The sequence below is a fragment of the Acinetobacter sp. Q186-3 genome, from assembly GCF_013420655.1.
In the GTDB taxonomy this organism is placed as follows: domain Bacteria; phylum Pseudomonadota; class Gammaproteobacteria; order Pseudomonadales; family Moraxellaceae; genus Acinetobacter; species Acinetobacter indicus.
In genome coordinates, this window is the sequence record NZ_VOXS01000005.1 from 48,321 (window position 1) to 74,003 (window position 25,683).

The following is a 25,683-nucleotide window of genomic DNA, read 5'->3' on the forward strand; positions in this document are numbered from 1 at the left end:
AGGAGTCGTGACCGCATGAACAGATCTTTATATGGCTTGAGTGCTGTGGCAACAGCACTGGCCTTGACCTCAAGCTGGAGTTGGGCTGCGCTGCAGACCACGCCGTATATCGCGCTGCACAGCAGCCCGAAATACAGCCAGCTTGCGGCCATGCCCTATGCCAATCCGCAAGCACCGAAAGGTGGCATACTGAGTCAGTCCAGCAATGGCACTTTTGACAACCTGAACAGCATGAACGGTAAGGGCAGTGCGACCGATGGGGTGAATTATCTGTTTGATTCGCTCATGACCAGCTCGCTAGATGAGCCGGGGGTGATGTACCCACTGCTGGCAGAAAAAGTGACTTATGATCCGAAGCAGACCAAGTTTGTCATTTTTCATCTGAATCCAAAAGCACGTTTTAGTGATGGCACACCGGTTACCGCGGCTGATGTCAAATTCAGTTTTGATACCTTCCAGAGCAAATCTAATCCGGGTTTGCAGATGTATATTGCCGATTTGGATAAAACCGAGGTCTTATCCAGACATCAGGTCAAAATGACCTTTAAATCCGATAACAACAGTGAAATGCCGCTGATTTTATCGGCCTTACCGATTTATTCCCAGAAAGACTGGCAGGGCAAGGACTTTAGCCGGATTACCTTGCAGCCGATGCTGGGGTCAGGCCCGTATCTGATTGAACGGATTGATGCCGGACGCAGTATTACTTATAGGCGCAATCCGAACTATTGGGGCAAAGATCTGCCGGTCAATAAGGGCCGTTATAACTTTGACCGGCTTAAATTTGTCTATTACCGCAATATGGATGTGGCCTTTGAAGGCTTTAAGTCGGGCCAATACACGCTGCATGAAGAATATACCGCGCGCAAATGGGTGACGGAATATCAGTTCCCGGCAGTGAAAGCGGGGATGGTGGTGAAATATAAGTTCCGGCATGAAAACCCGGTGCCAACACAAAGTTTTGTGTTTAATACCCGGCGTGCACCGATGCAGGATATTCATTTCCGTCAGGCGCTCAGCCATGCCTATGATTTTGAATGGCAGAATAAAGCCCTGTTTTACGGACAGTATCAGCGTTTGCAAAGTTATTTTAGCAATAGCGAACTGGAAGCCAAAGGTCGTCCAAGCGCGGCGGAGCTGGCACTGTTAAAGCCGTATTTAAAACAGTTGCATCCGGTGCAGCGTCAGGGGGTGCTGGCCAACTGGAAATTCCCGGTCAGTGATGCCAGCGGTTTTAACCGCAGCGGTCTGCTCAAAGCCCGGCAGATCCTGCTGAATGCCGGCTATCGCTTCAAGGATGGCCGTTTGCTTGATCCGAAAGGCAACACCATCCAGCTGGAATTTTTAATTCATCAGGATGGCTTGCAGCGTACTTTAATGCCTTTTGTGCGCAATTTAAAACGTCTGGGCATTGTGGTGAATATCCGCCAGGTCGATGTGCCGCAATATATTGAACGGATGCGCCGGGCAGAATTTGACTTAAGCACCATGGTCTTGCCACAGTCCTTAAGTCCGGGCAATGAACAGGCGCAATTCTGGAGCAGTGCCGCGGCAGATCAGCCGGGCAATTATAATTATGCCGGCATCAAGAATCCGGTCATTGATGACATCATTCAGAAAATTATTTACGCGCCTGACCGCCAGCAGCTGATTGTCCGGACCAAAGTGCTGGACCGCTTATTACGCGCTGGTTATTACCAGATTCCGACCTATGGCAAAGGCGAGCACTGGCTGGCCTACTGGAATATGTACCAACAACCGAAAATAAAACCAAAACTTTCCATTGGACTTGATTACTGGTGGAGTGATGCAGCCGGGGCGCAAAAAGTAGCCCAGTATCTGCGTAAACAATAAGCTGGCTTTGCCACAAGGATGCTGAGCGCATGGGAACCTATATCCTGAAACGTGTGTTGCTGATTATTCCCACACTGTTTCTGATTTTGCTGATTAACTTTATTGTGATCCAGATTGCCCCGGGCGGTCCGGTCGAGCAGGCAATTCAGCAGGCAGAAGCCTTTCAGGGCATGGGCGGGAGTGGCAGTGCCGAAACTGCTGCGGCCGGTTCAACGCCCTATCAGGGCGCCAAAGGTCTAAGTGATGAAATGGTGGCTAAAATTGAAGCGCAATATGGGTTTGATAAACCAATTCATGAGCGTTTCTGGCTAATGCTGAGCAGCTATCTGCAATTTGATTTTGGCACCAGCTTTTTTAAAGACAAGCCGGTGACCCAGCTGCTGTGGGAAAAACTGCCGGTATCGCTGTCTTTAGGATTGTGGAGCACCTTGCTGATTTATCTGGTGTCTATTCCACTCGGGATAAAAAAAGCCCGTCAGCATGGTCTGATCTTTGATAAAGCCACGTCTATTTTGCTGGCCATTGGCTATGCCATTCCGGCCTTTGCTTTTGCGATTTTATTGATTGTATTTTTTGCCGGTGGTTCCTATTTTCAGTGGTTCCCGCTACAGGGATTGGTCTCGGAAAACTTCGATCAGCTGAGTCTGCTGGGTAAAATCAAAGACTATTTCTGGCATATGACCTTGCCGCTGCTGGCGATGGTGATTGGTGGATTTGCCGGGTTGACCTACTTAACCAAATACTCGTTTATGGAAGAACTGAATAAACAGTATGTGCTGGCGGCACGCTCCAAAGGCCTGACCGAATCGCGGGTGCTGTATGGCCATGTTTTTCGTAACGCCATGCTAATTGTGATTGCTGGCCTGCCGGAAGCATTAATTGGGATTTTCTTTGTCGGTAACCTGTTTATTGAAATTATTTTTAACCTCGATGGTCTGGGATTGCTGGGCTTTGAAGCGATTGTACAGCGTGATTATCCAGTAATTTTTGGCACCCTGTTTATTTTTACCTTGTTAGGATTAGTCCTCAGACTGATCAGCGATGTGCTGTATCAGGTCATTGATCCACGGATTAATTTTGAATCACGGGGGGCCAAATAATGTCTCCCTTAATGCAGGCGCGGCTCCAGCGTTTTAAACAGAACCGGCTGGGATTTGGCTGTTTTATCGCCTTTGCTCTGATTTTTATTTTGTCCTTAGCGGCCGAGCTGATCGCCAATGACAAGCCGCTGCTGGTCAAATATGAAAACAGCTTATATATGCCGGTGTTCAAGGCTTATCCTGAAACCACTTTTGGCGGGGTCTTTGAAACCGAGGCGGAATATAAGGACCCGGCTGTGCAGCAGCTGATTCAGGACCAGGGCTGGGCCATCTGGCCACTGATTGAATATTCTTATCAGTCACCGAATTTAGAGCTGGCTGTGCCGGTGCCGTCACCACCGACCAGCGATAACTGGCTCGGGACCGATGATCAGGGCCGAGATGTACTGGCGCGGATTCTCTATGGCCTGCGGGTATCACTGCTATTCGGATTTGCCTTAACGCTGGCCTCTGCTGCACTTGGCATTATCGTCGGGGCGATACAGGGCTATTATGGCGGCTGGGTCGATTTGCTGGGACAGCGGATTCTGGAAGTCTGGGGCGGTTTACCAATGCTGTTCATGGTAATGATTCTGGTCAGTATGTTTAGTCCGAGTGTGTACTGGCTGTTTCTGATTATGCTGCTGTTTGGCTGGCCAACCTTGGTCGGACTGGTCCGGGCCGAATTTTTAAGGGCACGTAATTTTGATTATGTCCGTGCTGCCCGCGGCCTGGGTGTGAGCGACCGTACCATCATGTTCCGGCACATCTTGCCCAATGCCATGAGTTCAAGTCTGTCACAACTACCCTTTATGCTGACTGCGAATATTACCGCGCTGACTGCACTGGATTTCCTCGGTTATGGTTTGCCGCCCGATGCCGCATCTTTAGGCGAACTGCTGCTACAGGGCAAGAATAATTTAAATGCGCCGTGGCTGGCATTGTCGGGCTTTTTTACCCTGGCAATTGTTTTATCTTTACTGATTTATATTGGAGAGGCGACCCGTGATGCATTCGATCCAAGACGCCAGTAAGCGCACGCCGGTGCTGACGGTACAGCAGCTCCAGATTCAGCATCAACAGCAGCTATTGGTGCACAATTTAAATTTTGAATTGTACGCTGGCGAAACACTGGCGCTGGTCGGTGAAAGTGGTTCGGGTAAATCGGTGAGTAGTCTGGCCTTGCTGGGCTTGTTGCCGAGTCAGCTACAGATTCAGGGGCAGGCACTGTTTCAGGGGCAGGATCTGCTACAGCTGAATCCGGTACAACTACGCCAGATTCGCGGCCAGCGCATTGCCATGATTTTTCAGGAGCCGATGACGGCATTAAATCCGCTACATCGGGTGGAAAAAATTATTAGCGAAAGCCTGCTGTTACAAGGCTATTCCAAGGCGGAAACCCGGCAACGCGTACTGCAATTGCTGCAAGATGTCGGCATTCCCCAGCCGGAAGATAAACTGAAGCGTTATCCGCATGAACTGTCAGGTGGGCAGCGCCAGCGGGTGATGATTGCCATGGCCTTGGCGCTTGATCCGGACATCCTGATTGCCGATGAGCCGACCACTGCGTTAGATGTGACCCTGCAGGCGCAAATTCTGGACCTGCTGCAAAGCTTACAGCGCAGCCGGCAGATGGCCATGATTTTAATCAGCCATGATTTGAATCTGGTGCGGCATTATGCCGATCAGGTCATTGTCATGAACAAAGGCCAGGTCGAGGAGCAGGGGCCGGTTGAACAGGTCTTTCATGCGCCGCAGCAGGCCTATACCCGGGAACTGCTGCATCATGATTTTGGTCAGGCTTTACAGGTAGAGGCGACTCAGCCTTTATTGCAACTGCAACAACTGGGTGTGAAGTTTCCCATCAAGCAGGGTTTACTCAATCGAGTCAAAGATTATTTTGTCGCGGTGGAGCCGCTGGATTTAAATCTGGCCCAAGGCGAATCCATCGGTATTGTCGGGGAAAGTGGTTCCGGTAAAAGCTCGCTGGCACTGGCGATTTCACGTTTAACTGCCAGTGAGGGCAAAATTGATTTGCTGGGCCAGGATTTGAACCAGCTTTCGGAAAAGCAGCTGCGGCCATTACGCAGTAAATTTCAGATTGTATTTCAGGACCCGTTTAGCAGCCTGAATCCGCGTTTAAATGTCGAGCAGACCATTGGCGAAGGGTTGGCCTTACAAAAGCTGTCAGCATCCGAAATTCAGCAGCGTATTGATCTGGCACTGGAAAAAGTTGAATTGCCGGTCAGTTTTAAAACCCGTTATCCGCATGAACTATCCGGTGGACAGCGGCAACGGATTGCACTGGCACGTGCGCTGGTGCTGAAACCGAAACTGCTGATTCTGGATGAGCCGACCTCGGCGCTGGACCGCACCACACAACGCGCCATCGTTAAACTGTTGCGGCGTTTGCAGCAGCAGGAGCAGATGAGCTATCTGTTTATCAGCCATGATTTGCAGGTGGTCAAGGCCTTGTGTCAGAAGGTATTGGTGCTGAAACATGCCAAGGTGATGGAATTCCAGCGTACTGAAGATCTGTTTGCACAGCCACAAACTGACTATACCCGGCAGCTGATTCAGGCCAGTCAATATTGATCTGTGACTATTTTTGACATTACGAGTTGTCAAAATTTGCTTGACCATTGGGGTAATTCAATAGAGTATTTGCTCTAGACCACAATGTCAGGATTGACCAATGAGCCAGATTGCAGATCAGCTTCAAATTAGAAAGACCACATTTAAAAACCGCATCATTAAAGGCGCTATGAGTGAGGCGCTGGCCAATACGGCTGGTCAGCCGAACCAGTTACATTTGGGCTTATATGAGGCCTGGGCCAAGGGTGGGCTGGGCTGTGCCATTACCGGCAATGTCATGGTGGATATTCGTGCCAAAAATGAACCGGGCGTGGTGGCCATTGAATCAGAACGTGATCTGGCCAAGTTGCAACAGTGGGCGCAGATTGGCAAGCAGTATGGCATGGTGCAACTGGTGCAGTTATCGCATCCGGGGCGGCAATGTCCGAAAGGCCTGAACAAAGAAACCGTCGCGCCTTCCGCCGTACCGTTTAGCCCGGCCTTGGCCACCACCTTTGGCACACCGCGTGAACTGCGTGAAGATGAGATTCTTGATATTATCCAGCGCTTTGCCCGCGCAGCGCAGATCTGTGAGCAGGCCGGTTTTGAAGGGGTGCAGCTGCATGGCGCACATGGCTACTTAATCAGCCAGTTTTTATCACCGCTAACCAATAAACGCCAAGATCGTTGGGGTGGCTCGATTGACAACCGGATGCGCTTTTTGCTGGAAATTTATCAGGCGGTGCGCGCTGCGACCTCTGAAGATTTTATTATTTCGGTCAAGCTGAACTCGGCGGATTTCCAGCGCGGTGGTATTAGTGAGGAAGATGTGATTCAGGTCTTTAAAGCGATTGATGCTGCCGGAATTGACCTGATTGAAGTATCGGGGGGGACTTATGAAGCACCGGCCATGGCCGGAGTAAAAGCGGAAAAACGCAAAGCCTCGACTTTAGCGCGTGAAGCCTACTTCTTGGAGTTTGCGGAGCGGATCCGCCAGGAAGTTCGTTGTCATTTAATGGTGACCGGCGGTTTCCGGACCGTACAAGGCATGAATACGGCACTGGCCAGCGGCGCCTGTGATTTTATCGGGATTGCTCGCCCATTTGCGGTAGAGCCAGATCTGGCACATCGTTTGCTGGCAGGGCAAGACGTGCGTTATGGTGTCGATAAAATTAAGACCGGCATTCCACTGGTTGATAAAATGGCAATTATGGAAATTATCTGGTATGCCGCGCAGTTCAAGGACATTGCCCAAGGCAAACAGCCGAATCCAAAACTCTCGCCTTTAAAAGTATTTTTTAAATATTTAAAAGGCAATTTGACTGCAGTCATTAAAGGACAGATTAACTCGCGTAAATCGGCCTAAACAGAAATGGGGGAGGGATGATCCATCCCGATTCCCCATCTACGCTTTATTCAACTTTTTTGAGCATTTCTATCCACATCAGCAGGAGACTGTATGACGTGGATGATAGCAGGCCTGTTATGGCTGTCAAAAACAATGATCTGGGCGCAGGTGAGATGACCGTTTTAAACGGGTGATAGTATTTTTCATACTTCCCGTTCTGTACAAATAAAAAGTTGCAGCAATAAAAAAGCCCAAGTCGCAATGCTTGGGCTTTTTTATGAATCACGTATGTGACCCGAATATGGCGTCCCTACGGGGATTCGAACCCCGGTTACCGCCGTGAAAGGGCGATGTCCTAGGCCTCTAGACGATAGGGACAGTGCAGAAGAATATTTTAAACCGCTTCTTTTGATTGGAGGAAGTGGCGTCCCTACGGGGATTCGAACCCCGGTTACCGCCGTGAAAGGGCGATGTCCTAGGCCTCTAGACGATAGGGACTTAATAAAATATTACTTCTGAAATTGGCGTCCCTACGGGGATTCGAACCCCGGTTACCGCCGTGAAAGGGCGATGTCCTAGGCCTCTAGACGATAGGGACGTTTCAGAGGTGGGCGTATATTAGGGTGAAAAAAGGAGGGTGTCAAACGCTTTTCTACAATTTTCTGGCTGCAAGGCTTTTAAGCGAATAAATTTAGAACAATTTGCATAAATCAGGTGAAAATTCCCTCAATTTAAGCACTTTCTGGCAGTAACTCGACCAAGGCCTCTAAGACTTGGGGATGCTGCAAATAGCCATAGACTTCATGAGGACGATCTACCGGAGTTTGTACCTGCCGGTTCAGAATGGCCGGTTTAAAATGAAACGGTGGTTCCGACAGTGGAAAGGCGGTCAGAAAATCATCTGGAGAATAAAAATTAATCCAGTCGCCATGCAGGGCAGTGGGGCGCTGAATCGGCTGTTGTAAATGCTCCTGAATCACCCGAAAGGCCAGCGGCGAACCGAGGGTAATAAAGCGTGCAATATTCAGTTCCGGATGCTGAATTAACAGATTATAGGCAATTACCGTGCCTAAGGAATGCGCCAGAATAATATGGGTGTCATCCTGACAGAGCTGGGCATAAATCCGGCTGTGTACCTCTTGAATAAAATGCGGATCGGCCAGGTATAAATAGGCTTCGACCAGAAATTTATGCAACAAGCTGGCATGCAGTTTGGGAAAATAATTGATCAGCCGGGCAAAATCACGCAGTGCAATATCCCGGCTTAAAGCACTAAGCCATTTCAGTTTCTGGTTAAAGTTAAGTGCATCATAGACTTGCAGATGCGGAATATTGCAATCGCCGGGGCGATGTTCTTCCACCACTGTGGTCGGTTTTTGAATTTTGACTGGATGCAGCAGTGGAAAATGCGGCCAGTGCTGCGGCATCAGGGTGCTGGCATTTAAAGTGTTTTGCAGATGATGTTTGGAGAGCAAATCGCCATAAAACGGCATACAGATGGCCTGTTTTAAATCGGCAAAAAATGGGACTGCTGGCTGCGTTTTAAACCCTGCTCCAGTATTGATAACCACAGTCGACGCAGTGAATCGGCAGTCTGGTGTTGCTGATTCATCCCATGAATGCAAATAATATTCATTGTAGGGCCAGCATGTGAATAAGAATGGCTTTATTTAACAGTATAGATAAAAAAAGAGCGGCCGGGGCCGCTCTTTACTGCAAATCCTGATTAGATTTTTTTATGATAAAAACGGTAATAGCTGATATAGCAGGCTGCAATAAAGATTAAACAGCCAAAGAAACTGATGCGCATGGATGGATCAAACACCATACTCAAACAGGTAATCAGACAGAATACAAAGCCCAGAATTGGCACAATCGGGAACAATGGTGCGGCAAAGCCCAGCTCTTTCACGCTACGACCCTGTTTATACCATTCACGGCGGAAGTTGAAATGACTTAAGCAGATACTCATCCAGACCACCACCATGGTAAAGGCCGCAATACCGAGCAGGTTGGTAAAAATCAGCTCAGGTGCAAACTGCTCAGACAGCAAGCCTGGCATTGCGCCCAGCATGGTGACCATCACTGCCACATAAGGAATACCACGCGAGTTGACCTTGGAGAAAACCTGCGGCAACTGCTTCTGATACGACAATGACCACATCATCCGCGATGCTGCAAACAAACCTGAGTTGGCGGCAGACAGTAAGGCGGTAATGATCACGAAGCGGATAATATCTTCTGCGTATGGAATCCCGATGTGCTGGAACACGGTCACAAATGGACTGCTACTCACGCCCTCAGCGGCCAGACCGGCTTCCTGATGCGGCAATAACGCAGTCACCACCAGAATGGTTCCGACAAAGAAAATCAGCAGGCGGAAAATCGCGGTGTTGATGGCTTTTGGAACGTTTTTGGCCGGGTCTTTGGTTTCACCAGCGGCCACACCAATCAGTTCGGTGCCAGAGAAGGCAAAGTTCACAATCAGCATGGTGGTGAAAATCGGGAATAAACCTTCCGGGAACCAGCCCTGTGCGGTTAAATTGCTAAACAGCGGCGCAGATTCATAGCCCTGATAGCCGATCACGCCGAAAATGGCCAGCAGACCGAGCAGAATAAAGGCCACCACGGTCACGACTTTGACCAGTGCCAGCCAGAATTCCGATTCAGCAAACCAGCGGCTAGACACCATATTTAAGGTAAAGACAAATACCCCAAAAATAATGGTCCATAACCACATCGAGATGTGCGGGAACCACTCCTGCATCAGCAGGGCGGCTGCGGTAAATTCAGTCCCCAGGGTGACTGACCAGGTTAGCCAGTACAGCCAGGTGACGGTATAGCCTGTTCCGGGTCCAATATAACGTTTGGCATAAGCACCAAAAGAACCGGATTCAGGCATATGGACAGCCAGTTCGCCCAAACACAGCATAACCATGTAAGCGATCACGCCGCCCAGAAAATAAGCAAGAATGGCACCTACAGGCCCCGTTTGTGCAATGACTTCACCCGAACCTAAAAATAAACCGGTTCCGATTGCACCACCAAGTGAAATCATAACCAGATGTCGAGTACTCATAGCGCGTTTTAAAGGCGCAGAATTGCCCTGATGCGTAGCATCATTCGGAGAATGAGATGTCTGCATAAGAGTAGGAGAATAAAAGAATAGAGAAGCAGGCTATTGTAGAGAAAAACTACAAATCTGCAATCAATAATCAAAACAATTGGGTTAGAAGTAATCGTCTGGCGCGATTTAGATGGCGTCCCTACGGGGATTCGAACCCCGGTTACCGCCGTGAAAGGGCGATGTCCTAGGCCTCTAGACGATAGGGACGTTGCGAGGTGAGGGCTATATTAGGGATTTGCCCCAAAGATGTCAATTTGATGACGGGAATAATTCCATGATTTGGATTTATTTGTCTAAAAAGTATCTGTTTAGGCTGTTGGAAAATTTATCGTTTGATGATGGCCGCCTGGTTTTTAATAAGCACTTCAATCTGCACCGGATTTTAACCCATGAGCATCTGCACGACCCACCGCACCGGAGATAAAAAAGACCACATTTAGTGGTCCGGGGTTTGGTATTCAGGTGCTTGTGGCTGCGGCGCGGCCTGTTCAGCCGGTGCGGGCGCTTGCGGTGCTTTACTATCACGCGACACAATGTACAGATAAAGTGCCGAAGGCAGCAAAATAATCAGGACCAGAAAAATCTTTTTTAACATTGTCTTATAAAAAAAGCATGGGAAATTACTGCAATTATAGCGGATGCACAGTCTAAAAGCGCAAGCCTGTGCATATTTCCACGCTAGAATTTAAAGGTCACATCGGCAATAAACTGCCGGCCAATGTCGGGCTGGGCGCTGCCGCTGCTGTCAATAAAGCTGTTGGCACGGTTGGTGACATTGTTAATAGTCAGACCCAAAATGGTTTGAGTATCTTTAAAAGATGGAATCCGGTAGCTGGCTTTTAAGTCCCAATAAAACTTGTTCTGGGTGGTGTACGGCGTATAGGCATCATGCTGCACGCCCTGTGCGTCGGTATAGCCTTTGGCCTCACGTTTTAGGGCATCAACTTTACCCTGATAACTCAGGAAATGGCTGAGCGTTAGCGGCAGGCGGTCAAACTGCATCTCCCAGTTCAGACGCACGGTCCACGGCACATGAAACTCATGGGCAGGGCGATCCTCGGCATCAATCAGTTGCCCCTTATAATAGACTTGCGGGGTGGCGGTCAGAATATCGGTACTGTCGTAATGATCAAAATTGCGCGTGGTTTCGGTATAGTCTGCATTCAGGGCCAGACGATGTTGTGCGCCTAAAAATGCCAGTGGCGCCAGATTACGGATGGAAAGCGAATAAATATCGGATGCAGAGCGCCCGCGATTGTCATAGCTATAACTCAGATCTTCCAGATTCATTTTGGTTTTACGTAACTGGTCCTGATTGTCACGGTTGACCCATTTCAGGCTGAATGCGGTATTGTTCAGTTTGGAACTCAGGCCAAGTACGGTTTCATCGCTATACGGGGTTTTCAGCTCGGAACGATAGGTGAAACTGGTCTTTCCTGCGGTTTTGGGTGTCCAGCCCTGTTCCAGCTGCGCGCGTGTATATTTCTGCTCAAACTGGTCAATCCGGTCATTCAGTTCATTCACAAACGCATTTAGCCCGTAATAGCGGTTCCAGCCACCCAACAGGGTTAAGCGTTCATTGCCCAAAGGACGGATTTCTAGTGCAGTTCTGGGGGCAACATTGTTCTGTTTGTGAATGGAGTCATAGTCATTCCGGAAGCCCAGGGTCGCGGTCAGATACTGATTCCAGTGAATCTGGTCTTCAATAAAGGCATGCCAGCGATCCTGACGGATATCCAGTTGACCGGCATAATAGCTGGTTTTGCTACTTAAATACTGGCCCTGATATTTACCATCCAGACTCGGTGCAGTATCACAGGCATCATAACTTGTACCATTATCAGACTGGCAGTCGGCACCGTTTAAATTTAAAGGCGTAGCATATACGTGGGCAGTTTCAGGACGTTGCCAGTAGGCTTTATAATGGCCATAGCCGGCTCCGATTTTAAACTGATGCCGTAAAGATGCGGTTTCAATCGGCTCAAACAGGGCTTTAATGGTGTATTTCAGCCGGCTTTCTTGCTGGTTTAAGGCGCCCATATGACCTTCAAAGCTATATTTGTCCTTGCCCCAGTTTTTGCTGCTCGAGTTGAGCCAGCTATAGTGATTCTGGGCAGCCTGACGTCCCGCTTGCTGGCGTTGATAGTTCAGCTGCTGGGTCAGCAAGACACTGTCGAGCTGGTTGTTCAGATTAAAATACAGGTTCTGGCTGTTCGAGTGCTGGGTCGATTCAGAATCACGGATATTGGATTTAAAATACAGTCCATCATTTTCCAAAAAGCTCGCACCCAGCTTAAACGAAGTACGTTCAGAGGGATCATAAAATAATTCCACACCGGCATTGCGGGCCTGACGCTGCTGTTCAAATTGCCCTGATTCGGCAAAATCTGTTTTTAAGGGAATGGCTGAATGCCGGTATGAAGCAAAGGCATTAAAACCCCATTGCTCACTGAGCCGACCATAACTGTTCAGGCTAATGCCCTGTTTGGTGAAGTAGGGCTGTGCCGACTCATCGGTCGAATCTTCAAAAGCATCCCGGCTGTCCTGAGAGGGGAAATTGACTTTTGACCAGGCATTCGAGGTGTAGTCATAACTGAGCGAACCGTGAATTTTACCAATTTCGGTTTGCGGAGCGCAGGTTTCGGCAGAAATCACGCCACCGGTAAATTCTCCATATTCCGCCCCGATATTACTGTCTAACACGGTCAGTTTGCACAGCAGGTCGGTATTGATGGCAGCGGCCTGTGAATTGCCCATCAGCTGGTTAGGATGATTGGATTGCTGTGCCCCCACCGGATTAATCGTATTGTTGATGGAGAGGCCATTGATCAGAATCTTGTTATCGTAAGCCAATCCGCCATTAATACTGATATCGGCCGCGTTCAGTTCACCTTGCTGCAAGCTGCTGCGAAAGCGGTGACCGAGCTGCACGTTCGGATTCACCTTTAAAAATTCGGTGATGTTCTTGCTGCTATTCGGGCTTTTCTTTAAATCTTCCTGATTATAGACCGTTTTTCCCAGCGCATTTTCATCTTTGGCCTCGACCACAATGGTCGACAGTTTGAGCGAGGGAGATGGGGCGGTGTGTTCTGATTCTTGAATCTGTTCAGCAAAACTAAGGGAGCTGAAGCTACTTAAAATGGCCACAGACAAGCTGGAATAGGCAAAACGCATGAGATGTGTTTTTTGTAAAAGATAATGTAATCGATTATCATTAACTTAATGGGCTTAATCAATAGAAATGAGAATTATTTGCAATAACAGCTTAAATAAACAACAGTGCTGTGCAAAGAAGAATGAATAAAAGAGGAGGAGAAGAGAAATGTAGATGGCGTCCCTACGGGGATTCGAACCCCGGTTACCGCCGTGAAAGGGCGATGTCCTAGGCCTCTAGACGATAGGGACGTTTAGAAGATGGCGGTATCTTATTGATCCGCCACCAAGGTGTCAAGTAGATGCGGGGTGAGTTTGTTTAAAATATAGCAGAACAGTTCCGCGGTCTTTTGTGTGTCGTACAGGGCAGAGTGCGCTTCTTTGCCATCAAATTCAATGCCGGCCTGAATACAGGATTTGGCCAGTACCGTTTGACCGAACATCACTGCGCTTAAGGTTACGGTATCGAGTACGGAAAAGCTATGAAACGGATTCTGGTTTTTGGTACTGGTACGGGCAATGGCCGCCTGTAAAAAGCCCAGATCAAAATGCGCATTGTGGCCGACCAGCACTGCATGAGTACAGTTTTGCTGGCGACGCACTTCATTCACGGATTTAAAAATACGTTTCAGCGCCGTTTTTTCATCTTCAGCCATGGCCATACGCATCGGGTTGAACGGATCAATCCCGATAAAGTCGAGTGAACGACGGTCCAGATTGGCCCCTTCAAACGGATTAATATGCGCATGATAGGCCTGACCCGGAACAAAATGGCCTTCCGCATTAAACACAATCGGAATGGCGGCTATTTCAAGTAAGGCATCGGTTTGCGAATTAAAACCTGCTGTTTCGACATCGACCACAACAGGTAAGAATCCACGGAAACGCTGACCAATTAAAGGTAGAGTTTCGTCTGTCACACTTTTCTCCATTGGATGGTTTGACCGGCATATAGCGGAACAATCTGTTCACCATCCAAATAGTCTAAACTTGCAGGAATCACTTGGTCTTCTTTAACCAGGGTAATCGTACCAGTATTACGCGGCAAACCATAGAAGTCTGCGCCAAAGTGGCTGGCAAAACCTTCTAGGCGGTCCAGTTTACCGACCTGGTCAAAGGCTTGCGCATACAGCTCAATGGCGGTTGGTGCGCTATAGCAGCCGGCACAGCCGCAGGCATTTTCTTTGGCATTTTTAGAATGCGGCGCGCTGTCGGTTCCGAGGAAGAATTTTGGGTTGCCACTGGTCGCCACTTCCAGCAAAGTCTGCTGATGGGTTTGACGTTTTAAAATAGGCAGGCAGTAGAAGTGCGGTTTAACTCCACCAACCAGCATGTCATTGCGGTTAAACAGCAAATGCTGCGGAGTAATGGTAGCCGCTACGTTACGGTCCTGCTCCAGGACAAAGTGTGCTGCTTCGCTGGTGGTGATGTGTTCTAGCACCAGTTTCAGTTTCGGGAACTGTTTTAATAAAGGTGCCAATACTTCATCGAGGAAGCGTTTTTCACGGTCAAAAATATCGACATGCTGATGGGTCACTTCGCCGTGTAACAGCAGCGGCACCTGATGTTCTTCTAACTGTTCAATCACCGCATAGACTTTACGGATGTCGCTGACACCATTGTCCGAGTTGGTGGTCGCACCAGCCGGATACAGCTTGATGGCATTGACATGCTCGGAGTCTTTAATTTTTTTCACTTCGGCTGGCGAAGTCTGATCGGTGAAATACAGTACCATGCGCAGATCAAACGCCACGCCTTCTGGCACATGCGCCATAATGCGTTCACGATAGCTGATCGCTTCTTCCACGGTTTTTACAGGCGGGACAAGATTCGGCATACAGATCGCACGTGCAAACTGTTTGGCAAGATCTGGAACTGTACGTTTTAATGCTAAACCGTCACGTAAGTGAGCATGCCAGTCATCTGGCTGTAAAAGAGTAATCGTATTCAAGGTGATGCCGATCGAAAAATAAATGGAATGATAATCTATAAACCTGACAATGATAACGTCAAATCTAGACAAAAGATGCCTTATATTGAATTAATTTTTATCATTTTGTGTTATTTTTAAGCGACTATAAAAATTATATTTTATGTCAATGGAATACAAATATAAGCTTGTCCAATTGCAATACGACAAGGAAAAAATAGAGGCACTGATTGCCCGGCAACGACGCAGCGCGGGTCAGGTGTTTCCGAAACAGCTGGAACAGGAATTCTGGCAGCAGTATTTGGAGCGGGCCCGGCATAATATTAACCAGTATTTCTGGTCGGGGGTGCTGGTCTATTTTATTCTGACCATGCTGGTCATTCCCGGGGATTACTGGATTATCCAGCCGCAACATTTCTGGCATGATTTTATCCGCTGTCTGCTCGGGCTACTCAATGGTGGCCTGTGTCTGCTGACGCTGTTTTTCTTTGCGCATTATAAAATCCTGCGGCGCTATTTTGCCTATGCCGCCATGGCGCTGGTGTTCTGGGCCATTCTGTCGATGACCTGGCTCACCATGACCGTGTATACCGAAGCACTGAAATATCAGGCCATGATGATCATCTGTATCATTTACATCATGGGCTATGTGCTGACCGGGGTAAAACCATTTCATATGCTGCTGACCGGATTAATGGCGGCAGTCATGACCATGGTCATGCTGTTTACCTTTTACATTCCAATTGATGTGATGGTGATGGTGCGGGTGCTCATCGGCAGCGTAGTGATGGGTTTTTTAATGAGTAAAATGCTGTGTACCCGAGAGCGGATGATCTTTCTGGTGATGCAGCAGGCGAAACTCGGCGAGAAAATTAACCGGATTAACAGTGAAGAATTGCTGCATTTAAGCCAGCATGATGCACTGACCAAAGTGTCGAACCGGCGCAACTTTGATGAAATGCTGAACAGCTATTATGAGCAGGCGCGGCATGATGAACGGCCCTTGTCCTTGCTATTTATTGATGTCGATTTCTTTAAGCTGTTTAATGATTTTTATGGCCATCAAAAAGGTGATGAAGTCATTTCATCAGTGGCCAAGTCCATTAAAGACGCGATCCGGCATATGGATTTTGTGGCGCGTTATGGTGGCGAAGAATTTGTGGTGTTGCTGCCTGAAACCGATGCGCATGGTGCTTATGCGGTGGCGTCAAATATTTTTAGGGCGATTGAACGGCTGGCCATTCCACATGAAAAATCCAGTGTGTCCGATATCATTACTATCAGCCTGGGTTTTACCGTGTATAAAGGCGAGCTCGAGATTTCCAAGGATGATCTGATTAGCCGTGCCGACCAGGCGCTGTACCGGGCGAAAAAACTCGGCCGGAACCAGATTTATTATCAGACCGCGCAGGTCAGCGATATTCTGCAAGGTTTAGAATAAATCCCAAACAGCAAGTACAAAAAAACCGCCCGAAGGCGGTTTTTTCATAGAGACAACTTATTTCTTGTCTTTTAATTGTGGAACAGCAGAACCTGTACCCACGGCCAGTAAACCAGCACCGGTATAAATGCCAAGTTTTTGACGGGTATCGGTAATGTCCAGGTTACGCATGGTTAACTGACCAATACGATCCATTGGCGTGAACATTGAATCACCTTTTTCCATGGTCAAACGCTCAGCTTCATAGGTGAGGTTTTCAGATTCAGTGTTCATAATCGTGTAGTCATTACCACGACGCAGTTCTAAAGTCACTGTACCAGTAATGGCTTTCGCAACCCAACGCTGTGCAGTTTCACGCAGCATCAGTGCTTGAGAATCGAACCAGCGGCCTTGATACAGTAAACGGCCTAAACGTAAACCGTTAATACGGTATTGTTCGATGGTGTCTTCGTTATGAATACCTGTCACTAAACGCTCGTAAGCGATGTGCAGCAGCGCCATACCCGGAGCCTCGTAAATACCACGAGATTTCGCTTCAATGATACGGTTTTCGATCTGATCCGACATCCCCAGACCGTGACGGCCACCAATGCGGTTGGCTTCCAGAATGAACTCTACCGGATCTTCGATACGACGGCCATTCAGTGCAACCGGGAAACCTTCTTCAAAGGTAATTGAAACTTCTTCAGGTGCAATTTCAACGTCATCTTTCCAGAACGCAACGCCCATGATTGGCTCAACAATCTTGATACCGGCATTCAGGTATTCCAGATCTTTGGCTTCGTGCGTTGCACCCAGCATGTTCGAGTCAGTCGAGTAGGCTTTTTCTTTTGACATTTTATAGTCGAAGCCGTTGTCGATCAGGAACTGTGACATTTCTGCACGGCCGCCTAGCTCATCAATAAAGGTCTGGTCTAACCACGGCTTGTAAATTTTGAGCGCCGGGTTGGTCAGTAAGCCGTAACGGTAGAAACGCTCGATGTCGTTACCTTTATAGGTTGAACCATCACCCCAGATGTTCACGTCATCTTCTTTCATGGCAGTAACCAGCATGGTCCCGGTAACTGCACGGCCTAGTGGTGTGGTGTTGAAGTAAGGCACACCACCTGTTGAAATGTGGAACGCGCCACACTGAATTGCAGCAATACCTTCAAGTGCAAGCTGTAAACGGCAGTCGATTAAGCGTGCTTTTACTGCGCCATAGGCTTCCGCTTTCTTCGGAATAGCATCGTAATCATCTTCATCTGGCTGACCCAAGTTTGCTGTGTAGGCATAAGGTTCAGCGCCTTTTTGTTTCATCCACAATAAAGCAGCAGAAGTATCTAGACCACCAGAGAAGGCGATACCCACTTTTTTGCCTACTGGTACGCTTTGCAAGATCGTTGCATTATCAGTCATTGCGAGTCCTAACTTATGAATATAGGCAACCAAAATGGTGGCCAAGGAGAATTCTAAAATGGCGCTATTGTAGCACTTTTCCGAAACGATGTTTTCTGAAAAATTTGCTTTCTGAAAAAAGTTAGACTTTTTTTCATCGGTTTCAGTTTATTTTCGGCCACAGCAGCCCATTCCTGGCTTGAGTATGATAGAACAATTTATATCCACAGAGAGGAAATGCCGATGCAGCCCAATGTCACACCGCCCCCATTGATCTCCAACAATAACCGCAATGAAACCCTGGCGCTGGTTCATGGTATTTATGCCGGTTTACTCAGTTTTAGTGCGGTGGTGTTCCTGTATCTGGAATATCAGCAGCGCAGTATTGCCACAGTCAATTTAGTGATTGTGATGGCCTTGATGCTGCTGTTGATTTATCTGAATATCAGCGCCTGTTTAAAAGTGAAACGGGGCGATGGTGAAGGACGCACACTGTCGCGTATTTTGGCCGTGCTAATGTTATTAAGCTTTCCAATTGGCACGGTGCTCGGTGCAATTGCACTATGGAAAAGCAGCAGCAAGCAGTGGCAGAACTGACATTGGCAGTTTGTCATGATAATTTTTTGAAAATGCCATAAACAAATAATAAAAAATCGCTACAGTATTATGCAACAAGTTGCAAAGCCAGCGTACAGGAATACATGATGACAACAAGCTATGCACATCTGCTCAGTCCATTACATTTAGGTTTTACTACCCTGAAAAACCGGGTGGTGATGGGGTCCATGCATACCGGTCTGGAAGACCGTTTTTATAATTATCCGAAACTGGCGGCCTATTTTGGTGAGCGTGCCAAAGGCGGCGTTGGCCTGATTATTACGGGCGGGATTTCCCCGAACCGTCAGGGCTGGTTATTACCGGCCGGCGGCACCATGAATACCTTGGGGGATATTGCACCGCATCGACTGGTGACACATGCGGTACATAAGCATGGCGCCAAAATCCTGTTGCAGATTCTGCATGCCGGCCGTTATGGCTATCAGCCTTTTGTGGTGTCGGCTAGCCCGATTAAATCGCCAATTTCACCATTTAAACCGCGCCAACTCAGCGATAAACAGATTTTAAACACCATTCAGGACTATGTGAAAACCGCCAGTCTGGCCAAAAAAGCCGGTTATGATGGCGTGGAAATCATGGGTTCTGAAGGCTATTTGCTAAACCAGTTTTTAAGCCGTCATGTCAATCAGCGTAATGACCGTTGGGGTGGCCCGATTGAAAACCGAATGCGCTTTGCTGTGGAAATTGTCAAAGCCATTCGTGCAGAAATTGGCGATAAGTTTATTATCTGTTTCCGTCTGTCGATGCTGGATCTGGTACATGATGGCAACACTATGGATGAAGTCATCACGGTAGCCAAAGCTTTGGAACAGGCCGGTGTGACTTTACTGAATACCGGTATTGGCTGGCATGAAGCGCGTATTCCGACCATTGTGACTTCGGTGCCGCGCGCGGCATTTGTGGATTACACCGCAGCCGTGAAACAGCAAGTGTCGATTCCGGTGATTGCTTCTAACCGGATTAATATGCCAGATACGGCCGAAGAAATTCTGGCAGCGGGCAAAGCCGACATGATTCAGATGGCGCGTCCTTTACTGGCCGATGCTTTCTGGGTCAATAAAACCGCCACCAACCGGGTCGATGAAATCAATACCTGTATTGCCTGTAATCAGGCCTGTCTGGATCATACCTTTAAAAACCAGCGCGCCACCTGTCTGGTCAATCCGCGTGCTGCTTATGAAACCGAACTGGTCTATGTCAAAACCAAACAGCCAAAACGGATTGCCGTGGTGGGTGGTGGAGTCGCTGGTATGTCTGCTGCAACGGTGGCTGCAGGCCGTGGTCATCAGGTGACATTATTTGAAGCCAATGCCGATGTCGGCGGGCAGTTTAATCTGGCCAAAGTGATTCCGGGCAAAGAAGAATTCCACGAAACCATCCGCTATTTTAAGGTGCAGCTGGAAAAAACTGGCGTAGATGTACGTCTGAATACCAAAGTTAACCGCGAGCAGCTGGAACGTGAAGGTTTTGAGGAGGTGATTGTTGCCACTGGTGTGGTGCCACGTACACTCAATATTCCGGGCAGCGATTTACCCCAAGTTCTGTCTTATGCCGAAGTGCTGAATGGCGCGCCTGTCGGTCATAAAGTGGCGGTAATTGGCGCTGGCGGCATTGGCTTTGATGTGTCCGAGTTTTTATTAAAACCGGAGCAGCAGCCACAGCCGCAACCTGTGGAGGACTGGAAACGCGAGTGGGGCGTCGATTTAAATCCACACTATGTATCTGAAGGCGGTATGCAGGCACCGGAAATTCATCCCCCTGTGCGTGAAATTTATTTGTTGCAGCGTAAAACCACGCCATTGGGTGCCGGCTTAGGTAAAACCACCGGCTGGGTGCATCGTGCACAACTGAAAAAGCACGGCGTACGCATGTTGCGCGGGGTGCAATATAAAGCCATTGGTGATGAAGGTTTGTGGGTAGAAATGGATGGCCATGACCAGTTATTGCGGGTCGATACTGTGGTGGTCTGTGCCGGGCAGGAATCTGTTAAAGAGATTATGCCGGCAACTGGCCAGCAGACCTTGGCGCAGTATCACATTATTGGCGGGGCAAAACTGGCAGCGGAACTGGATGCCAAGCGCGCCATTCGTGAAGGTGCTGAATTGGCCGCCAAACTTTAAACATTTGATGAAACAATATTCATTTGAGTCACTTGAATGTAATTTTTACTTGTCAGATGGAAAAAAGCTTCGTATTATGGCGCACATGGAAGCGTGGCAGAGCGGTTTAATGCACCGGTCTTGAAAACCGACGAGGGTGTGAGTCCTCCGTGAGTTCGAATCTCACCGCTTCCGCCAAATTTTAAGATAAGCCCTTGTATTTGCAAGGGCTTATTTTTTGTCTGTAGTTTTACCCCTCAACCTACCCCTCATCAAATTTTGGATTGGATTGATTTCTTTTGGTAGTATTTGGAAGATTAAGGAATATAGTTTAATAAGCTGTATTTAAATCTAACTAAATTCTTATTCAAACATTTTTTAATTATTAATATTTTCACTCCCCATTTATTTAGCTTGCTTGACGCTCTACAGCGTGCAGATTATCCTTAGTCTGCTGACCTACATCGTCAGCGGGTTTTGACAGACCCATTAACAAAGACAATATGTGAAATCTGATTTTGCATGTTGTGGACCCGTTCGTCCCCCTTCTTTGCGGTAGGGCGGAGGGGGGACGCGCTTGCGCGTGCTGGTTTCTTTGTTACCAGTCTGTCAACCCTCTTTCGTTCTGCCACCATCAATTGACAGTGATTTGGCAGGATTCTTTTAAAACAAAGGAGTACGCCATGCGCTTACATCAATACTGTCTTTTATATTTCTCTTTTTTATGTGTGCCCGATCTACACCACAGGGGTAATGTGACCTGATGCTGTGTATTTCATGCATTGCTGTGTCGATCACTTTCTAAGAATAAAACTTTTTCAATTACATATTACCGATATGAAGATGAATCTCTCATGCTGTTTTGAGGGGCGTAGATTTGTGTGCTTTATCGTCTATAACACTTCAAAAAAACATAGATATTCATTCCAATATTTATGACATGGGGAACACTGTGTCTGATTAAGACCAAGACCAGTGATGCCTATAAAAAAGAGAAAATGATGATGTTTAAAACTTTCCTAAAAACGACCCTGATTTCATCACTACTTGCAGGCGCATCATTGGCGCAGGCAGGCTGGTTTGCACAAGCCAGTGAATCCTACCTTGTTCAAGCACGTCATACAGGCGGTGGGGTTTATCAATGTCTTTATAAAACCAATCCTGGCAACCGTGGTTGGCGTAATTTCACGGTGAACTTTCAAGGTGGTTGTCCACGTTTTGTTCACTTTAATGCGCAGAATGGTCAAGTCACTGTGCCCAACTAAATGAGGGGAATATTCAAATGACCCAAAAAACCATATTGGGCTTGGCGGCAATCTTAGCCCTGACCTTGATCAGCATCGCAGGCTTCTATTTCTTTAGCCCTAAGCACGCAACTGAAAAAACGGTTCCAGCCAACACTTCTGAGGTCAGCTCTGCACAACCTTTAGAATCCGCCAGTTCAGAAGCAGTATCCACTGAGATTGCAGCAGCAGAAGTGGATGGGATCGATGTAAAAGAATTGACCACGGGAAGCAAAAGTCTGAGTTCATCAGATCATGAACCTGAGCTGCTGAGTTTTGAGTTTAATCAAAACCTTAAGGTGGTGGATACCTTACTGTCGATGCTGCCTTATGATGAACTGCCTGAATTTGAGCAGGACAATATAGACAAGTATCAGCGCTATATCTTTGCCAAAGCTGCAAAAGATACAGGTAAATCAGTGCAAGACTTTAGCTTGCAAGAACATGGCGCACTGGAGTCGGAGCAAGCGGGTAATCGCTACTACGTCTATAAATTTGATAACGGCACAGACTGTGAAATCCATCTGGCCAGCATTGACTTAAATACAGGCGATTATGGCGTGAGCTATAACTACTGCTAAGGATGAACTTGATGAAGCAACTTTTAAAACCCTTGCTCTTCGCAGTGACTACAACGACAGGCATCATGTTGAGTGGCTGTAATGCTGGCCTTGATCCAAACACGTTTACGGTCGAACTCGATGTAATTGATACCAGTAACTGGTATGCCCAAAATCAATCCGCTACGGTATTGACCATCCGTTCCAATATTGCAGAGCCTATCGATGTCAGCCATGTTTCTGTCAATCATGGACAATGTCGTTATGAAGGCTATCGTCGATCATTGGAATATCCGCAGCATTTTAAGATGGGGCAACGTTTAAGACTAAAATTAACAGACTGTAGCTACAGTAATGTGGTGCAGGTTGATGTCGAAACAGATAAAGGCACTGCAAGCTATAGCTTTCAATAACCGTCTTGCATTCTAAATGTTAAAACACAGCATTTAAATTTAGATGAAACACCAAATCAAACCGTGTCCTCAATGGGCACGGTTTTTTTATGCCCTCAATTCAGCTTTTCGTACCCAATTCATTTAACAAGGAATATTCAATGTCCTTAATTCAATGCCCCTATTGTCAGTCCACCCATGTCAGACAGACTGATTCAAGTCATGCAAACGCCAACTATTTCGAACAACTGCAACGCTGTATTTCACCGACACAGATGGCGCTGTTCGGCATGCAACTTGCCAAAAAGGCAGGATTCCCGCCTTTTACAGGCGCAGCCATCGGTGTTGTGGTGGGTGGTGTATTGGTTATTGTCAGTCAGTACTGCTATGAAAAATTTTACAGCAATGCCGAGCAGTATCTCTGTTTGGATTGCCAACAAGCGTTTGCATGGGTGCCGTAATCGCATCTCTGACTTTACACGGTTACATCTTTGAATAGATGGATTGTTTAAACCCTTACAGCACATTTCTACATCTTACATCTTTCACTTTTATTTGAGGAATAATCAAAATGGCACATCAACTTGAAAACATGGCGTATGTCGGACAAACCCCGTGGCATGGTCTGGGCAATCAACTTAGCCAAAACCAACCGATTGAAGTCTGGGCCAAGCAAGCAGGTATGGACTGGCGCATTGAATCATCCAATGTCAGCTACATGGCTCAAAACTCACGTGGACAAAGCATCATCATGCCGTATGAAGAACAACGGGTACTGTACCGTTCAGATACGCATGCTCCTTTATCGGTGGTGAGTCAGCGTTATCAAGAAGTCCAACCGATGGAAATTCTGGAATTCTACCGTGATCTGACTGAGCAATCAGGCTTTGAACTGGAAACTGCAGGTGTCTTAAAGGGTGGGAAAAAGTTCTGGGCCTTGGCACGTACAGGGCAAACCGCAGAATTGAAAGGTGGGGATGTCAGCAATGGCTATATCCTGCTGGCAACCGCATGTGATGGTACTTTAGCCACCACTGCACAATTCACCAATATCCGTGTGGTGTGTAACAACACTTTAGCCATTGCCTTACGAGGACAGAGTTCCAATGCAGGCGTGGTCAAAGTACCGCACAGTACTAAGTTTGATGCCGAAAAAGTCAAAGATCAACTCGGTATTTCAGTGAAAACATGGTACGACCATATGTATGAAATGAAACAACTCACCCAACGTAAAGTCACTCAGAAAGAAGCAGCAGCTTATTTTGATGCGGTATTTAACAATAATAGCCTAAGTGCGATGGAACAGGAGGATAACATTATTCAGTACTACCGTAATGTTGCATCCCAAGCCAATCCACAACCCAATAAAACTGAACCGAATGGACGTGCCATGACCAAAGTCATGAATATGTTTAATGGGCAGGGACGTGGAGCAGACTTATCTTCAGCCAAAGACACCGCCTATGGACTACTTTGTGCAATTACAGAATTTGTGGATCATGAACGTCGTGCGATGAGTACCGATCACCGCCTTGATTCTGCTTGGTTTGGTGCAGGGGCAGCATTGAAACAACGGGGATTGGAGCAGGCTTTACATTTAGCCGCTTAAGCTTGATTTAATCTTTAGACTTTATCATTAGAGCATCTGATCAGCACGATCATGTGTCCTCCTCATTAACGATCCCTCTTTGCCACATCTTCGGATGTGGCTTTTTTTATGCCGTTTTAAAATCAATGATAGAAGGATAAACCCATGAATCAGATTATAAACCCAACAGTAACGTCTCAATCTCAGTATTTACCAACTATAGCCAATGACAAGCCTAAACAAAGTCAATCAGGTTCAAAACGCAGCTTAAATGCCAAACGTCTGATCAACACCAAACAACTGGACTATCAGGCATGGCTGGAAGTGCGTAAACAGGGAATAGGCAGCAGTGATGCCGCAGCTGCCTGTGGCTTGAATCCTTATATGTCGATGCTGGAACTGTGGATGATTAAAACAGGACGGGTACAGCAAAATATTGAAGATGAAAGCTCAGGACATGCACCTTTATATTGGGGCAAGCAGTTAGAACCCTTGGTCGCAGAATACTACAGCATGCACACCAATAATAAAGTCCGTCGGGTCAATGCGGTACTGCAGCACCCTGATCCTGATAAAGCATTTATGTTGGCGAACTTGGATTATGCCATAGTGGGCAATGAAGACGTACAAATCCTAGAATGCAAAACCGCGGGGGAATATGGTGCCAAACTGTGGAAGGAGGGTGTACCTCTGTATGTGCTGTGTCAGGTACAACATCAACTGGCGGTGACAGGCAAGCAAGCGGCACATATTTGTGTGTTGCTGTGTGGACAGGAAACAAAAATCTACAAAGTCAGTCGTAACGAAGCTTTGATTGAACAGATCATTCAGGCAGAACGATTATTTTGGGAATGTGTTGAAAATGACGTTCCACCAGCAGTGGATGCCAGTGAATCGGCAGCCAAAGCTTTACAGCAGCTCTATCCTGAACATACCCCGCTCAGTTGTGTTGATCTAACGGAGGTCGAACTTGCCAATGAACTGTTTGATCAGCTAATAAAGGAAAAACAGCAGATTGAACAACACCAAAGCCAGTTTGATCTACTCAAACACCGAGTTCAGGCACTGATGCAGGAACATGAACGTGCCGTATTTCAGCAAGGTTCAGTGACATGGAAGAAGAGCAAGGACAGTATCAGCCTAGACATCAAATCCTTACTTCAGCACCAACCTGAACTCATTCAACAGTACTCACTGCAGAAAGCAGGCAGTCGTCGTTTCAACATTTATCACGATTAGCTCAAAACTTAGAGTTAATCA

20 protein-coding genes, 6 tRNA genes and 1 pseudogene are annotated in these 25,683 nt (G+C 47.4%); 15 read left to right on the top strand and 12 right to left on the bottom strand.

Features of this window, described 5'->3' with window-relative positions; translation table 11 throughout:
- Positions 1 to 15: 15 nt before the first annotated feature.
- From FTT64_RS06020 to FTT64_RS06040, 5 genes are all read left to right on the top strand, one after another.
- Positions 16 to 1,854 carry an extracellular solute-binding protein gene (locus FTT64_RS06020; RefSeq protein ID WP_180182180.1) on the top strand — a complete coding sequence of 613 codons (1,839 nt, stop codon included), beginning with the start codon at positions 16 to 18 and terminating at the stop codon, positions 1,852 to 1,854.
- A gap of 29 nt (positions 1,855 to 1,883) precedes the next feature.
- Entirely contained in the window at positions 1,884 to 2,954 is a 1,071-nt protein-coding gene (locus FTT64_RS06025) for a microcin C ABC transporter permease YejB (protein WP_005179212.1), read from the top strand.
- Positions 2,954 to 3,967, top strand: a complete 1,014-nt coding sequence (locus FTT64_RS06030) for an ABC transporter permease (protein WP_163170277.1) — start codon at positions 2,954 to 2,956, stop codon at positions 3,965 to 3,967. The genes FTT64_RS06025 and FTT64_RS06030 overlap by 1 nt, the downstream gene beginning before the upstream one ends.
- Entirely contained in the window at positions 3,942 to 5,528 is a 1,587-nt protein-coding gene (locus FTT64_RS06035) for an ABC transporter ATP-binding protein (RefSeq protein WP_180182179.1), read from the top strand. The genes FTT64_RS06030 and FTT64_RS06035 overlap by 26 nt, the downstream gene beginning before the upstream one ends.
- 100 nt (positions 5,529 to 5,628) lie before the next feature.
- Positions 5,629 to 6,873 carry an NADH:flavin oxidoreductase/NADH oxidase family protein gene (locus tag FTT64_RS06040; RefSeq protein ID WP_075174999.1) on the top strand — a complete coding sequence of 415 codons (1,245 nt, stop codon included), beginning with the start codon at positions 5,629 to 5,631 and terminating at the stop codon, positions 6,871 to 6,873.
- A gap of 284 nt (positions 6,874 to 7,157) precedes the next feature.
- Here the strand turns inward: FTT64_RS06040 and FTT64_RS06045 are convergent.
- The 11 genes and pseudogenes from FTT64_RS06045 to pyrC all read right to left on the bottom strand — a co-directional run bounded on the left by FTT64_RS06045 (position 7,158) and on the right by pyrC (position 15,086).
- Positions 7,158 to 7,233: transfer RNA gene (locus FTT64_RS06045), tRNA-Glu, on the bottom strand.
- Positions 7,234 to 7,277: 44 nt separating this feature from the next.
- Positions 7,278 to 7,353: transfer RNA gene (locus FTT64_RS06050), tRNA-Glu, on the bottom strand.
- Positions 7,354 to 7,377: 24 nt separating this feature from the next.
- Positions 7,378 to 7,453: transfer RNA gene (locus FTT64_RS06055), tRNA-Glu, on the bottom strand.
- Positions 7,454 to 7,586: 133 nt separating this feature from the next.
- Positions 7,587 to 8,491, bottom strand: a pseudogene (locus FTT64_RS06060) (alpha/beta hydrolase).
- Between the two features lie 90 nt (positions 8,492 to 8,581).
- Positions 8,582 to 10,000: an amino acid permease gene (locus FTT64_RS06065; protein WP_005179201.1), complete on the bottom strand. Its 1,419-nt coding sequence runs from the start codon at positions 9,998 to 10,000 to the stop codon at positions 8,582 to 8,584.
- A gap of 113 nt (positions 10,001 to 10,113) precedes the next feature.
- Positions 10,114 to 10,189, bottom strand: a tRNA-Glu gene (locus FTT64_RS06070).
- Positions 10,190 to 10,418: 229 nt separating this feature from the next.
- Positions 10,419 to 10,577: a hypothetical protein gene (locus FTT64_RS06075; protein WP_016659224.1), complete on the bottom strand. Its 159-nt coding sequence runs from the start codon at positions 10,575 to 10,577 to the stop codon at positions 10,419 to 10,421.
- A gap of 83 nt (positions 10,578 to 10,660) precedes the next feature.
- Entirely contained in the window at positions 10,661 to 13,156 is a 2,496-nt protein-coding gene (locus FTT64_RS06080) for a TonB-dependent siderophore receptor (RefSeq protein ID WP_180182178.1), read from the bottom strand.
- A gap of 155 nt (positions 13,157 to 13,311) precedes the next feature.
- Positions 13,312 to 13,387: transfer RNA gene (locus FTT64_RS06085), tRNA-Glu, on the bottom strand.
- 20 nt (positions 13,388 to 13,407) lie between these two features.
- Positions 13,408 to 14,067: a ribonuclease T gene (gene rnt / locus FTT64_RS06090; protein WP_075167718.1), complete on the bottom strand. Its 660-nt coding sequence runs from the start codon at positions 14,065 to 14,067 to the stop codon at positions 13,408 to 13,410.
- Complete coding sequence (gene pyrC / locus FTT64_RS06095; protein WP_180182177.1) at positions 14,052 to 15,086, bottom strand: dihydroorotase; 1,035 nt, start codon at positions 15,084 to 15,086, stop codon at positions 14,052 to 14,054. Before pyrC ends, rnt begins: the two co-directional genes overlap by 16 nt.
- A 148-nt stretch (positions 15,087 to 15,234) precedes the next feature.
- Between pyrC and FTT64_RS06100 the strand changes: the two genes are divergently transcribed.
- Positions 15,235 to 16,506 (top strand): GGDEF domain-containing protein, encoded by a 1,272-nt coding sequence (locus FTT64_RS06100; RefSeq protein WP_180182199.1) that lies wholly within the window; start codon positions 15,235 to 15,237, stop codon positions 16,504 to 16,506.
- Positions 16,507 to 16,563: 57 nt separating this feature from the next.
- On the opposite strand, the gene argG is transcribed toward FTT64_RS06100, so the two are convergent.
- Positions 16,564 to 17,904, bottom strand: a complete 1,341-nt coding sequence (argG, locus tag FTT64_RS06105; protein ID WP_005179184.1) for an argininosuccinate synthase — start codon at positions 17,902 to 17,904, stop codon at positions 16,564 to 16,566.
- A 222-nt stretch (positions 17,905 to 18,126) separates the two neighbouring features.
- On the opposite strand from argG, the gene FTT64_RS06110 reads away from it, so the two are divergent.
- From FTT64_RS06110 to FTT64_RS06150, 9 genes are all read left to right on the top strand, one after another.
- A complete protein-coding gene (locus FTT64_RS06110) occupies positions 18,127 to 18,480 on the top strand; it encodes a hypothetical protein (protein WP_005179182.1) in 354 nt (117 codons plus the stop codon).
- A 104-nt stretch (positions 18,481 to 18,584) separates the two neighbouring features.
- Entirely contained in the window at positions 18,585 to 20,621 is a 2,037-nt protein-coding gene (locus FTT64_RS06115; RefSeq protein WP_180182176.1) for an NADPH-dependent 2,4-dienoyl-CoA reductase, read from the top strand.
- 87 nt (positions 20,622 to 20,708) lie between these two features.
- Positions 20,709 to 20,798, top strand: a tRNA-Ser gene (locus FTT64_RS06120).
- Between the two features lie 806 nt (positions 20,799 to 21,604).
- Positions 21,605 to 21,865, top strand: a complete 261-nt coding sequence (locus FTT64_RS06125; RefSeq protein ID WP_002058491.1) for a hypothetical protein — start codon at positions 21,605 to 21,607, stop codon at positions 21,863 to 21,865.
- Between the two features lie 17 nt (positions 21,866 to 21,882).
- Positions 21,883 to 22,464: a hypothetical protein gene (locus tag FTT64_RS06130; protein ID WP_068974885.1), complete on the top strand. Its 582-nt coding sequence runs from the start codon at positions 21,883 to 21,885 to the stop codon at positions 22,462 to 22,464.
- An 11-nt stretch (positions 22,465 to 22,475) separates the two neighbouring features.
- On the top strand, positions 22,476 to 22,856 hold the full coding sequence (locus tag FTT64_RS06135) for a hypothetical protein (RefSeq protein WP_002058070.1): 381 nt from the start codon (positions 22,476 to 22,478) through the stop codon (positions 22,854 to 22,856).
- Between the two features lie 140 nt (positions 22,857 to 22,996).
- On the top strand, positions 22,997 to 23,296 hold the full coding sequence (locus tag FTT64_RS06140) for a hypothetical protein (RefSeq protein WP_004988544.1): 300 nt from the start codon (positions 22,997 to 22,999) through the stop codon (positions 23,294 to 23,296).
- Positions 23,297 to 23,406: 110 nt separating this feature from the next.
- Positions 23,407 to 24,444 carry a DUF932 domain-containing protein gene (locus FTT64_RS06145; protein WP_136144585.1) on the top strand — a complete coding sequence of 346 codons (1,038 nt, stop codon included), beginning with the start codon at positions 23,407 to 23,409 and terminating at the stop codon, positions 24,442 to 24,444.
- Positions 24,445 to 24,588: 144 nt separating this feature from the next.
- Entirely contained in the window at positions 24,589 to 25,662 is a 1,074-nt protein-coding gene (locus FTT64_RS06150; protein ID WP_180182175.1) for a YqaJ viral recombinase family protein, read from the top strand.
- Positions 25,663 to 25,683: the final 21 nt, after the last annotated feature.